This window comes from Pontimonas salivibrio, from assembly GCF_002950575.1.
GTDB lineage: Bacteria > Actinomycetota > Actinomycetes > Actinomycetales > Microbacteriaceae > Pontimonas > Pontimonas salivibrio.
Map to the genome: position 1 here is coordinate 1,629,536 of NZ_CP026923.1, position 12,132 is coordinate 1,641,667.

General features: G+C 57.6%; 11 protein-coding genes. 8 read left to right on the forward strand and 3 right to left on the reverse strand.

Annotation, left to right across the window (positions count from 1 at the left end; all coding sequences use genetic code 11):
• Nucleotides 1-25: 25 nt before the first annotated feature.
• On the forward strand, nucleotides 26-997 hold the full coding sequence (locus C3B54_RS08110) for a glycosyltransferase family 2 protein (protein ID WP_104914048.1): 972 nt from the start codon (nucleotides 26-28) through the stop codon (nucleotides 995-997).
• Nucleotides 957-2,102: a glycosyltransferase family 4 protein gene (locus C3B54_RS08115; RefSeq protein ID WP_158665611.1), complete on the forward strand. Its 1,146-nt coding sequence runs from the start codon at nucleotides 957-959 to the stop codon at nucleotides 2,100-2,102. The genes C3B54_RS08110 and C3B54_RS08115 overlap by 41 nt, the downstream gene beginning before the upstream one ends.
• Before the next feature lie 35 nt (nucleotides 2,103-2,137).
• Here C3B54_RS08115 and C3B54_RS08120 read toward each other — a convergent pair whose 3' ends face one another.
• Entirely contained in the window at nucleotides 2,138-3,382 is a 1,245-nt protein-coding gene (locus C3B54_RS08120; protein ID WP_104914050.1) for a class I SAM-dependent RNA methyltransferase, read from the reverse strand.
• A 25-nt stretch (nucleotides 3,383-3,407) separates the two neighbouring features.
• On the opposite strand from C3B54_RS08120, the gene C3B54_RS08125 reads away from it, so the two are divergent.
• The 6 genes from C3B54_RS08125 to C3B54_RS08150 all read left to right on the forward strand — a co-directional run bounded on the left by C3B54_RS08125 (nucleotide 3,408) and on the right by C3B54_RS08150 (nucleotide 10,510).
• Nucleotides 3,408-4,031: a Maf family protein gene (locus C3B54_RS08125; protein ID WP_104914051.1), complete on the forward strand. Its 624-nt coding sequence runs from the start codon at nucleotides 3,408-3,410 to the stop codon at nucleotides 4,029-4,031.
• 88 nt (nucleotides 4,032-4,119) lie between these two features.
• Nucleotides 4,120-5,886 carry an acetyl/propionyl/methylcrotonyl-CoA carboxylase subunit alpha gene (locus C3B54_RS08130; RefSeq protein WP_104914052.1) on the forward strand — a complete coding sequence of 589 codons (1,767 nt, stop codon included), beginning with the start codon at nucleotides 4,120-4,122 and terminating at the stop codon, nucleotides 5,884-5,886.
• 152 nt (nucleotides 5,887-6,038) lie between these two features.
• Nucleotides 6,039-6,968 carry an NAD-dependent epimerase/dehydratase family protein gene (locus tag C3B54_RS08135; protein ID WP_104914053.1) on the forward strand — a complete coding sequence of 310 codons (930 nt, stop codon included), beginning with the start codon at nucleotides 6,039-6,041 and terminating at the stop codon, nucleotides 6,966-6,968.
• Nucleotides 6,969-7,032: 64 nt separating this feature from the next.
• Nucleotides 7,033-7,863 carry a purine-nucleoside phosphorylase gene (locus C3B54_RS08140; RefSeq protein WP_104914054.1) on the forward strand — a complete coding sequence of 277 codons (831 nt, stop codon included), beginning with the start codon at nucleotides 7,033-7,035 and terminating at the stop codon, nucleotides 7,861-7,863.
• On the forward strand, nucleotides 7,860-9,563 hold the full coding sequence (locus C3B54_RS08145) for a phospho-sugar mutase (protein WP_104914055.1): 1,704 nt from the start codon (nucleotides 7,860-7,862) through the stop codon (nucleotides 9,561-9,563). The genes C3B54_RS08140 and C3B54_RS08145 overlap by 4 nt, the downstream gene beginning before the upstream one ends.
• A 155-nt stretch (nucleotides 9,564-9,718) precedes the next feature.
• Nucleotides 9,719-10,510 (forward strand): hypothetical protein, encoded by a 792-nt coding sequence (locus C3B54_RS08150; RefSeq protein ID WP_104914056.1) that lies wholly within the window; start codon nucleotides 9,719-9,721, stop codon nucleotides 10,508-10,510.
• Nucleotides 10,511-10,629: 119 nt separating this feature from the next.
• On the opposite strand, the gene C3B54_RS08155 is transcribed toward C3B54_RS08150, so the two are convergent.
• Nucleotides 10,630-11,730 carry an adenosine deaminase gene (locus C3B54_RS08155; protein WP_104914057.1) on the reverse strand — a complete coding sequence of 367 codons (1,101 nt, stop codon included), beginning with the start codon at nucleotides 11,728-11,730 and terminating at the stop codon, nucleotides 10,630-10,632.
• Nucleotides 11,727-12,128, reverse strand: a complete 402-nt coding sequence (locus tag C3B54_RS08160; RefSeq protein WP_104914058.1) for a cytidine deaminase — start codon at nucleotides 12,126-12,128, stop codon at nucleotides 11,727-11,729. Before C3B54_RS08160 ends, C3B54_RS08155 begins: the two co-directional genes overlap by 4 nt.
• Between the last annotated feature and the right edge of the window lie 4 nt (nucleotides 12,129-12,132).

Here is a 12,132-nt window from a genome sequence, read left to right on the forward strand (position 1 = left end):
GGAGTAACAACGTGAAGGGCGCCTCGTGAAGCTTGTCGTTCAAATTCCCTGCCTCAACGAGGAGGCCACCCTCGGTGAGGTGCTCGACTCGATCCCGCGGCAGATTGACGGCTTCGATTCTTTGGAAATTGTCGTGATCGACGACGGTTCCACAGATCGCACTATCGAAGTGGCGCAGGCTCATGGCGTGGATCAAATTATTAGACACCGCAGTACTCGTGGTTTAGCGGAGGCGTTTCGATCCGGGGTGGATTATGCCCTCACTCACGGTGCCGACGTATTGGTCAACACCGACGGGGATAATCAGTACCCGCAGGCTGACATCCCCAAACTGGTGGCACCTATTGCCTCCGGTGATGCCGACATTGTTATTGGGGATCGACGAACCCACACGATTCCCCATTTTTCGAGGGGAAAAAAGCTGCTGCAGAAGATCGGCAGCCACGTGGTGAACCGTGCTGCGGGAACAAAAATTCCTGATGCCGCAAGCGGTTTCCGCGCGTATTCCCGGACAGCGTTGTTGAAACTCAACGTGGTGACAAAGTTTTCGTACACCATGGAGACAATCATTCAAGCCGGCTATAAGCGCCTGGCGATTGAAAGCGTCCGGGTGAAAACTAACCCGAAAACGAGAGATTCACGGCTTTTTAAGTCCACACCCGAGCATGTGATGAAGTCCGCAGCCGCCATCATGCGCTCCTTCGTCATGTACAAGCCGTACTCGTTTTTTGGAACGCTTGGTGCCGCCCTAGGAATTGCCGGTCTGATCCCGTTCATCCGGTACGTCACCATCTCGTTCTTAGGTCTACCCGGCGAATTAATTCAATCCCTGCTGCTGGGTGTGTCTCTCCTCACCGCCTCTCTGCTCGCATTCGCCTTGGGGGTCATCGCAGATTTGATTCGCATCAACAGGCAACTCATCGAAGATGGACTTTCGCTGCAGAAGGCCCACCAGGATGTTCAAAGCCTGTCTGATAATCACCGTGACCGACCGTAACCCCGCACCACAGATTACCCTGGTGGGCCCCACCCACCCGTATACCGGCGGAATTTCACAACACAACACTCGCCTAGCCTTGGAGCTCGAACAACGGGGCATCAGCGTCTCAGTCGAGTCCTGGAAAAGCCAGTACCCCAGTTGGCTCTATCCCGGCCAAGCACGAGTCGCCATGGACGCCCCAGAGGTGGGGATTCCGGCCGTTGTTGAGCAACGCCTCACATGGTTTAGCCCCCTGACATGGTGGCGGGCAGGCAAGAGAGCCCGGAGTTCAGCAATCGTTGCTTTCAGTGTGCCCACACCGTTCCACGCCGTTCCCTACCTCGTCATGCTCCGCGCTTTGGGTAGGGGGGCTCACACTGTGGGCATCGTGCACAATGTCCTGCCCCACGAACCTCGAGTCTTTGATCGCTGGTTGATGCGTGGCCTCTTCGCAGCTTTCTCCCGCATCATCGTCCACAGTGACACCCAGGCTTCCTTGGCGGCAGAACTCTCCCAATCAAACACCGCTGTTGAGGTGTTGCGCTTACCTTCGCCGTGGAAACCCTCCACGTCAACACCTTCGAGAGATGCCCGATCCGGCAGTACCCGCTTGCTTTTCTTTGGCACAGTGCGCCACTACAAGGGTTTAGATCTCCTTCTTCAGGCGATGGCTACTGTTCCTTCCGTCACATTGACGGTCGCCGGAGATTTTTGGGAAGACAAAGACACGTATCGACAGCTCATCGACAACCTTGGTCTTTCAGAGCGGGTCACACTGATGCCGGGTTACCTTCCGGAAGAGAAGTTCGAAGCAATATTTGGGGCCGCCGATGTCCTCGTTCTGCCCTACCGAACCGGCACAGGTTCCATTGTGAGCGAACTGGGTTTCCGCTTTGGCCTTCCCGTCATTGCCACCAAGGTGGGGGCAATTGCCGACGGAATAGACCACGGCACGACGGGTCTTGTGGTCGAGCCTGACAGCGTTGAGCAACTATCCGCAGCACTCACGAGGGCCTCGTCTCGCACCACGGTGACTGGCTGGCAACACAACGTCTTTACTCGCGGTGATGTCAACAACGAGCTTTGGCAGCACTACTGCGACACCCTTCTCAATACCCAATAGCCCTCCCCGTTAAAGCAAGCGCCAAAGAGCTATCGTCAGCGGGGCACTCCGGGCCGCAACACGGCAACGGCTTCCATATGGTGGGTGTGGGGAAACAGGTCCACACCCTTTACGCTCACTAACTCATAACCGGCATCACGAAACAGCTTGACGTCTCGGCCAAGAGCCACCGGATCGCAAGCAACGTAGATGACCTGTTGGGGTTGAAGGGCAATGATGTGGCCGACAACGTCTGCTTTTGCTCCCGTCCGAGGTGGATCCAAAACCACTGTTCCCACAGCCCCTTCTGGCGCAAAGCCCTGAAGGAACCTCTTCACGTCGCTGTTGGCCACCTCAGAGTGTGGATAGTGCCGCAGGTTTTTGGTGGTGAAATCGGTCGCTCCAGAGTCCGATTCAACAGCGATAATGCGTGAATCTGGCCCATAGGCGCGACCGATTGCTTTGGCGAAAAGCCCCACGCCGCTGTAGAGGTCAAGGTGTTGAGCAGTGGGGTCAACCGGAGTGAACCCGTCCTGTCCACTGCGCCCCTGGGCTAGCGCGTCACTCACAAGCGCATCGAGGGCTTCTGCAGCGCTGTGATGGACCTGCCAGAAACTGTGGTCGCTCAGGTGAAAGACGTCATCACCGACCTTCTCGGTCATGGGTTGTGGTTTTTGAGTGTCGATGATCACGCGTGGTTGACCGGTGGAGGACTGAACTAACCGAATCTGTTTGTGCCCAGACCAATCACCGTGGTGCACACCGAGCGCTTCCAGCGACGAAGCGGCTAACGGCAGTGAGTCCACGGCAATTACCTGGTGGGTGCGCTCCGCGTAGGGGCCGGCAAGGCCACTCTCATCCACGTGCAGGCTCACCCGGGTGCGCCACCGAAGGGCATCTGGGGTGCCGTCAGCCGGCTCCACTCGCACCCCTTCGGCAAACTCTTCCGATACACCGCCGTGTCGGGCGAGGGCTTCGCGCAAAATGTCGGTCTTCAGCACTCGCTGATAGCCCAGGTCGATGTGACCGTAGTCAGCACCACCGGCTCTTGCCTCTGGGGGCCTGGAGACATCGGCTTCTGACCAAATGTGTGAGACACGGTTGATGCTGGGGCTCAACACCTCAATAAGGTCAGCGAAGGCGTGGGATTTTTTCACCGAATAGACCCGTGCGAGGACCCGCTCGCTGGGCAGTCCACCGTGCACGAAAATGACGAAGCCTTCGTGCCGGGCGAGACCATCGCCACCGTGAACGACCTTGGTAACCTCGAGTTCAACAATGTCGCCGGTATCTAATGCCATCCCTCCAGCCTAAGGACTCCCAGCCGTGCAACTGTTTCTCGCCTCCACGTCCCCTGCGAGGCTCCAGACGTTGCGACAGGTCGGCATCGTGCCATCAGTACTTGATCACTCTGTCGATGAGGAAGCTCTCGTTGAGGCTGCCACGGCGAGCGGTCCCATTCCTGCAGGCGAAATGGTTCAGCTTCTTGCCCGAGCGAAAGCACTCGATGCTGCGAGCACAGCCGGTGTGACCGGCCTAATCTTGGGTGGTGATTCGCTTTTCGAAGTCGATGGCGAGATTTTTGGTAAACCCCACACGCCGGAGCGCGCAAAGCAGCGCTGGTACCGCCAGCGGGGCAAGACCGGCGTCTTACATTCCGGGCACTCTCTGTTGCACAGCCAATACGGCGAAATTGTCGCGGAGGTGGGTTTTGCCACCCACACCAGTGTCACGTTTGTCGATGATGTGAGTGACGACGAAATTGATGCCTACATCGCGACCGGTGAACCATTGAAAGTGGCGGGAGCCTTCACCATTGATGCCAAAGGCGCCGGCTTTATTGAATCCATTGACGGTGACCCCTACACGGTGGTGGGTCTGTCCGTGGCGGCCCTTCGGCGCCTCGTTCGGCAGTTGGGCTTTTCGTACACCGATTTGTGGTCAGCTTAGGCGTTGTAGCTGGCCACAACGTTTCCCCGGGTTGATATGTGGCCTGGCTCCATAGGCGGGCGCTCCCAGGCCCCTAAGCTGTGTGGTCATGGCGCGAATTCAAAAAGTCCTCATCGCTAACCGCGGAGAAATTGCTGTTCGTATTATCCGGGCTGCAAAGGACGCCGGTATTGGCACTGTCGCCATCTACGCCGATCAGGACCGTAATGCCCGGCATGTCCGCCTCGCCCACGAGGCTTACGCACTCAACGGTAAAACCAGCGCCGACACCTACCTGGTAGTGGAAAAAATTCTTTCCATCGCGAAACGCTCCGGCGCGAACGCCATCCACCCGGGTTATGGGTTCTTGGCAGAAAATGCCGACTTTGCCCGCGCCGTCATCGACGCCGGCCTGATTTGGATTGGTCCTTCACCAGAAGCTATCGACCAATTGGGTGACAAAGTCACCGCCCGCCACATTGCCGAAAAGGTGGGAGCGCCCCTCGCGCCAGGAACACTCAACCCCGTCAACGGCGTTGATGAGGTCAAAGAATTTGTCGCCCAGCACGGAATGCCTGTCGCCATTAAGGCAGCTTTTGGTGGCGGTGGCCGTGGTTTGAAAGTCGTCCACAACGAAGCCGACATTGAAGAGGCGTTTGATTCGGCGACCCGTGAAGCGATCGCCGCGTTTGGTCGCGGTGAATGTTTTGTGGAGAAGTACTTAGAAAAACCCCGCCACGTGGAAACCCAATGTCTGGCCGACAAGAACGGCAACGTGGTCGTCATCTCCACCAGGGATTGTTCACTGCAGCGTCGACACCAAAAATTGGTGGAAGAAGCACCCGCACCCTTTTTGACCCCCGAGCAAGAAAAACTGCTCTACGACTCCTCAAAAGCGATTTTGAAAGAAGCCCGTTACGAAGGGGCAGGCACCTGCGAATTCTTGATCGGAAAAGACGGCACCGTGTCCTTCTTGGAAGTGAACACCAGACTCCAAGTCGAACACCCCGTTAGCGAAGAAGTCACCGGAATCGACCTCGTGCGCGAACAGTTCCGCATCGCCGAGGGCGAAACGATCGACTATGACGACCCGACACCACACGGGCACTCCATCGAATTTCGCATTAATGGCGAAGACCCCGGAATGAACTTCATGCCCATGCCAGGCCCAGTCCACACCCTCCGCTTCCCCGGCGGTCCCGGTGTCCGAGTGGACTCAGGAGTCACCACCGGTGATGTCATCACCGGTGCGTTTGATTCACTGCTCGCCAAACTCATCGTCACCGGACACAGCCGGGCGGACGCCATCGAGCGCGCACGTCGCGCTCTATTGGAGTTTGAAGTCGCGGGGCTTCCCACCGTGTTGCCCTTCCACCGTGCGGTCATTGACGACCCCGCCTTTATTGCCGACCAGGCGAAAGATTTCACCATCCACACACGGTGGATTGAAACGGAATTTGACGCTGAAATTGAACCGTGGAGTGGTTCGGTGGAGGCCGAAGCCGAAGCAGATGACCCCTACCGCACGGTCGTCGTAGAGGTGGAAGGGCGCCGACTTCGAGTGGGAGTGCCGTCCATCATTTTTCAAAGTGGTGAAAAGGCCCTTCATAAGGCCCCGAAGCGGCAAAACAACTCAGCAGCACAGACTGCTCAATCAGGCGACACCGTCACCTCACCCATGCAGGCGACGGTCGTGAAAGTGGCCGTCACGCCCGGTGACACGGTGGTGGCCGGTGACCTCGTGTGTGTGTTGGAAGCGATGAAGATGGAACAACCTCTACAAGCTCATCGCGACGGTGTTATCGAAGCAGTGGATTGTGTCATCGGTGACACTGTCAGCGCCGGCCACGTCCTCATTCGCTACCAACCCGCGTAATCCGTCACAGCCTCTAGCTACACTGCCTTCATGGATCGCCGGGACAGCGGGAGCCGCAATCGCCAGTCCTTGCCTCGGGATGTAAAGACGCCTGAGCAACTGGGTACTTCTGCCTAGACTGTGGGGGTTATCCACAAAGCGGAGAGAAATACATGACACACGTGTTGGTGACCGGCGCCGCGGGCTTTATTGGTGCGCGTCTGGTTCAGGTCCTCGCAGACCGCGGCTACAGCGTCACTGGGGTCGACTGCTTTTTGCCCGACCTGTATTCAGCGGAAATGAAAAAGACGCGGTTTGAGTCCCTTGAGGGACTCCAGGGTGTGACTTTGGTCGAAGCTGACCTGCGTACCGACGACCTGAGCGACCTCGGCTCTCCCAACGTTGTGGTGAACGAAGCGGCAATGCCAGGGCTCACCAAGTCGTGGGAAGACCTGCAGCTGTATATGGACAACAACGTGATGGCCTTAGACCGCGTCATTCGCCAGACCTCCAGTGACCAACTGACCCAGTTCATCCAAATCTCCACCTCGTCGGTCTATGGCCGAATCGCTGAGGGCGCGGAAGACTCCACCACTAACCCCTTCTCCCCTTACGGCGTGTCAAAACTGGCTGCTGAGAAACTCGGTTTCGCCCATCGCGACAACTTTGGTTTGCCCTTTAGCGTGTTGCGCTATTTCTCCGTTTATGGCCCAGGACACCGACCCGACATGGCCTACCATCGCTTCCTCGCAGCAGCCAGAGACAACACCCCCATCACCATTTATGGCGATGGTTCGCAGCGTCGCACCAACACTTATGTCGACGACTGCGTCGAGGGCACTATTAACGCGATTGAGCGCGCAGCACCAGGAGAGATTTACAACCTGAGCGGCACAGAGTCTTACAGCCTGAACGAAGCACTCGACATGATTCGAGACATCACCGGGGTTGCGCTTGCTGTGCGCTACGAGCCTGTCCGAGCGGGTGACCAGAAGGAAACCAAAGGCGCGATTGCTAAGGCTCAATCAGAGCTTGGCTACCAACCCCAATGGTCGCTACAAGATGGCCTTGCCGCAGAGTGGGACTGGATTCGTACGCTCTAGCGACCAGTACCGTCCGCCCCCAATGGGCGCTTCACGGCACAGCGGTTCGGCTTAGGCTGGAGCCATGACAACTTCGATTCACCCCCTCGATGACCCCAACAGCGATCCCTTTGAGGTGGCTCGAGCGGCCGCAGCCCAAATCGCCGAAAAGACGGGCGTCAAGTCTCACCGCATCGCTCTCACACTTGGCTCCGGGTGGGCAAAAGCCGCCGACGTGATGGGTGAAACGGTTGCCGAAATTCCTGCCAGCGAAGTGGTAGGTTTTTCTGCTCCCGCCGTGGAGGGCCACGTGGGAACTCTTAGAAGTGTGGCACTACCCGATGGTTCCCACGCCCTCATCATCGGAGCCAGGACACACTTTTATGAAGGTCACGGCGTGAGAAGGGTCGTGCACTCCGTGCGGACTGCGGCAGCTGCTGGGGCAAAAGTCATGGTCCTCACCAACGGCGCCGGGGGCATCAAAAGCCACTGGAGCCCTGGAACCCCGGTGCTCATTAGTGACCACTTGAACCTCACCGCAGCATCACCGCTTGAGGGGGCAACATTTATTGACCTCACCGACCTGTATTCGACCCGTCTTCGCGATCTGGCCAGAAGCGTCAAACCAGACCTCGATGAGGGTGTGTATGTGCAGTTTCGGGGTCCGCACTACGAGACTCCTGCCGAAGTGCAGATGGCGAAAACCATGGGTGGCCACATTGTGGGGATGTCTACAGCCTTAGAAGCAATTGCCGCGAGGGAAGCGGGAATGGAAATTCTCGGGTTCTCACTCATTACTAACCTGGCCGCAGGGATCAGCGATTCACCGCTGAGCCACGACGAGGTCATTCAGGCCGGTAAAGATGCCGAATCGGTCATTGGTGACATGTTGGCCAAAGTGGTGGTGGCACTATGAGCACCGAAACCACCGAGCTCATCGACCAGGCACGCTCGTGGATTGCTCAAGACCCCGACATCACCACACAAGCCGAGCTGAGTGCCCTCGTGGAGGCTGCAGAAGCTCATGATGAGTCAGCATTGAGCGAGCTTCGCTCGCGCTTTAGTGGGCACCTCACGTTTGGCACAGCGGGTCTCCGCGCGGAAATTGGTGCAGGGCCTGCCCGCATGAACAGGGTTGTGGTGTCTCACGCCGCCCACGGCTTAGGTCAGTTCCTGACAGAAAAACACTCTCCGAGGCCACCGTCTGTCGTCATCGGTTTCGACGCCCGGCACAACTCTGACGTGTTTGCGAAAGATACCGCCGAGATCCTGAAGGCAATGGGTCTGCGAGTGGTCCTTTTTGACCAGGTAACCCCCACCCCGGTCCTTGCCTTTGCCGTGCGGCATTTGGATGTTGATGCCGGGGTAATGGTCACGGCGAGCCACAACCCACCCGCCGACAACGGCTACAAAGTGTATCTGGGCGGAGCGGACGAAGGTTCGCAGATTGTCCCCCCCGCGGATTCCGAGATTCACCGTGCCATCATGGCCTCGCACGAGACCGTATCCGCCTCGACACTGCCGCGCTCCCACGACTATGACACTGCGGGCCAAGACGTCATTGAGGCGTACCAGAGCGCCACACTGGCTCTCAGCCAGACCTTCACCGATGAGGGTCGCGCCTCGCTAAAGATTTGTTACACCCCCATGCACGGTGTGGGCGGCGACGTTTTTCTGTCCCTGATGACCAATGCAGGTTTTTCCGCCCTGCACCCCGTGGGCGAACAGTTCACACCAGACCCTGATTTTCCGACGGTGTCTTTTCCGAACCCCGAAGAACCCGGCGCACTCGATTTAGCCTTTGCGAAAGCCTCCGCTGTCGGTGCCGACCTGATCATTGCCCACGACCCCGATGCCGATCGGCTTGCGGTTGCCCTTCCACTGCCTGATAGTGCTGGTTGGCAAATGCTCTCGGGCAACGAATTGGGGGCAACCCTTGCCTCGGCAAAGGCGAAGGATGCTGTGGCTCAAGGCAAGGACGGGGTGATCGGATTTAGCATGGTGAGCTCACCAATCGCTGCCACGATTGCGAAGCAACATTCACTCACCCCCCAAGACACCCCCACAGGTTTCAAGTGGATTTCGCGCATCCCGGGGCTCATATTTGGTTATGAAGAGGCACTGGGATATTTGGTCAACCCAGAGACGGTGCGCGACAAAGACGGTATTTCTGCCGGGCTATACCTTGCCTGCCTCGCCGCCAACCTCCACTGGGAAGGACGCACTCTATGGGATGCACTGGAGGACGTAAGGAGCGAATATGGTGGCTTCGCCTCCGACCAGATTTCTCTCCGCTTTGACACGATGGCCGTTGCCAGCTTGGTGATGGATGAGGTGAGAAACGCTCCAGATCAGGTTTTTTCCTCGCTAGCCATTGAGTCCGTCGACGATTTATTGACGGCGAAGAGAACTGGCGCCCAAGCTAACCTCATCGTTTTCCAGCTCTCCGGCGGGAGTCGGATTATTGTTCGGCCCAGTGGAACGGAACCGAAACTCAAGGTATATCTCGACACTCTTCGCCCAGACCAAGAAACCGCAGATCGGGAGCTGGAAGAACTCCGCGTGAGCGTGAGTACTGCTGTTGAGCAATTGCTTCAGCGCTCTACGAGGTCATGATGACCTCTCCGCCGCAGAGGACCTGGTTCGGTCAGTTAAGGCTTGACTGGGAGAATCGACGGGATCTCGCCACAAATCCTGCCTACGACAAAAAAGCGGGGATCTACCACCCCCAGATCACCTCAACGTCGTGTGTGTGCGATCAACCCCATGAAATGGGCGCTACCGATTGGTCAGGTATCAACCAACCCATCACACTGACCTACCGGGGCGGAACCGAGGGGATGGGCAATGTGTTGTTGCGCGGTTTTCAACTCGCCGACATGCTCAAAAGCCTGGGCTCACCCGTGCCGATTCGAGTCCAGGCACTCGAGAATCTCTACCGGGCAAAACCCCATGGTCAGATTGTCATCGTGTTGAAGACTGCGATTCGGTTGAAATCCGAGCCCATCCTCAGGGCCTTCAACCGGTGGGGCAACACCGTCCTCTTCGACGTTGTCGATGGCTTGGTGCCAGAAAAAATCAGCAACCTGTGTGCGTCGTATATTTGCTCAAGCCTCACCGAAGAACACCATCGGCGCTCGCGCGGGCACCATACGATTGTGTCTTTTCAATCACCCGATCAACGCACCCCCGCATACCCTTTTGAGCGAAGAGCCTTTTCACATGTCTACTACGGGCTCCGCAAGAATGCGCTCCACCTAGACTCGCTGCCAGAGCTTCATCCGGTGGACTTCAGTGAAATGCCTCCCCACCGAAGCCCCAACCCCCTTCCGCCGGTATTGACTGATTTGCGCCACTACAGCCACCACTATTCGGTACGTGCGTGGAACGACCGAGACGGATTCAAACCGATGATGAAGGGTTTTTTCGCCGCACGACTAGGCGCAGTGGTCATCGCTTCCGCAGAAGACGAGGAATCTCGCCTCATATTGGGTGACGATTACCCCTACCTCGCGGCCAGTTCATCAGTGGAGGACGTTCAGGCAATCATTGATTACGCCTAGGACACCCACCTGGGTCCCGAATGGGAACGAGCAGTGTCAACAATGCGTGAGCTTCGTCAGATGTCCTGCCCCGTGAAAACCGCTCAGGACCTGGTGGAGGGTCTTCGCGGACTCGCAAGCTAAATCTTTTCGAAACCTGCGATCAGAGTGTCGATTATGTCGTCTTTATCAGCTCTGGACACAAACGCCGCGTGGGCGGCGTTGATCTGGATCGCCAGGAGATCATCGGCGTCGTAACCGAAGGTATCGACAAGGAGTGCCAACTCTTTAGAGAGTGTGGTGTCACTCATCAGCCGATTGTCGGTGTTGACGGTGACGGAAAATCCGAGCCGATAGAGCAGGTCGAAGGGGTGTTCGGCGAGTACGCGCTTTGGACCAATCGCGCCAGTTTGAATATTCGATGAGGGGCTGGTCTCCAGCGCAATTCCTCGGTCAAGAACCCAGGTCGCAACCGTGCCCAATTCAACGGTGATGGCATCCCCGTCTTCGTGGACATTCATGTCTTCGACGATGCGCACACCGTGGCCAAGTCGCAGCGCCCGACCATCGATCAGGGCACTTTTGATGCTGTCCACTCCGTCAGCTTCACCGGCGTGGACGGTGACGGGGAAAAACTCTGAGGCGAGCAGGTCAAACGCATCCTGAAGCCTGGAGGGCGGGAAGCCAGCTTCTGGTCCGGCAATATCGAAGCCGGCGACCCCACTGTCTCGGTGTCGAAGCGCCAGCTGAGCAATCTCGAGGCCATTGTCGGCCTGGCGCATGGCAGAAATCAACTGACCGATCCAGATTTTGTCCCCGGCAGCTTCGATTGCGGAGACCGCTTCGTCGATTCCTGCCTGAACGGCTCTCACAGCGTCGTCGAGGCTCAGGCCCTTGTTCAGGTGTTGTTCTGGCGCCCAACGAATTTCGCCACAAATCACGCCGTCCGCGTGGAGGTCTTCCACGAATTCGCGGGCGATGCGGGTGAGACCAGCAGCGGTCTGCATCACACTGGTCGTCACATCGAACGTTTTCAAATATTCGACCAATGACCCAGAATTGGACTGGTCGGCAAACCACTTCCCCAGCGCGTCAGCATCGGTTTCTGGAAGCTCAATTCCCTCTTCGCCGGCCAGGTCGATGATTGTTTGGGGGCGAAGCCCCCCATCGAGGTGATCGTGGAGGGAAATCTTTGGCAGCGACTCGATAGCGATGTCTGTTCCGGGCAGGGTGTGGGTCATTGCTGATAATTCCTTAACTGTCGTGGTCCAAAGGCATCTGGCAACACCTCATCGATTGTGCGAATACCCGAGACGGTTTCTAACACCATGTCTTCGGCTGAGTGCTCGTAAAGCAGTTGACGACAACGCCCGCAGGGCATCAATACTTCACCGTGTCCGTCCACGCAGGTAAAGGCGACGAGTTTGCCACCACCGGTCATTGCCAACTGGGAGACCAAGGAGCATTCGGCGCACAGTGTCACACCGTAGGACGCGTTTTCGACGTTGCACCCGGAGACAATACGGCCATCATCCACAATGGCGGCAGCCCCCACGGGGAAGTTTGAATAGGGCACGTAGGCCAGGCGCATTGCGCCGGTGGCAATGTCTCGAAGTGCCGCCCAGTCCACGTTGGTCATCGTG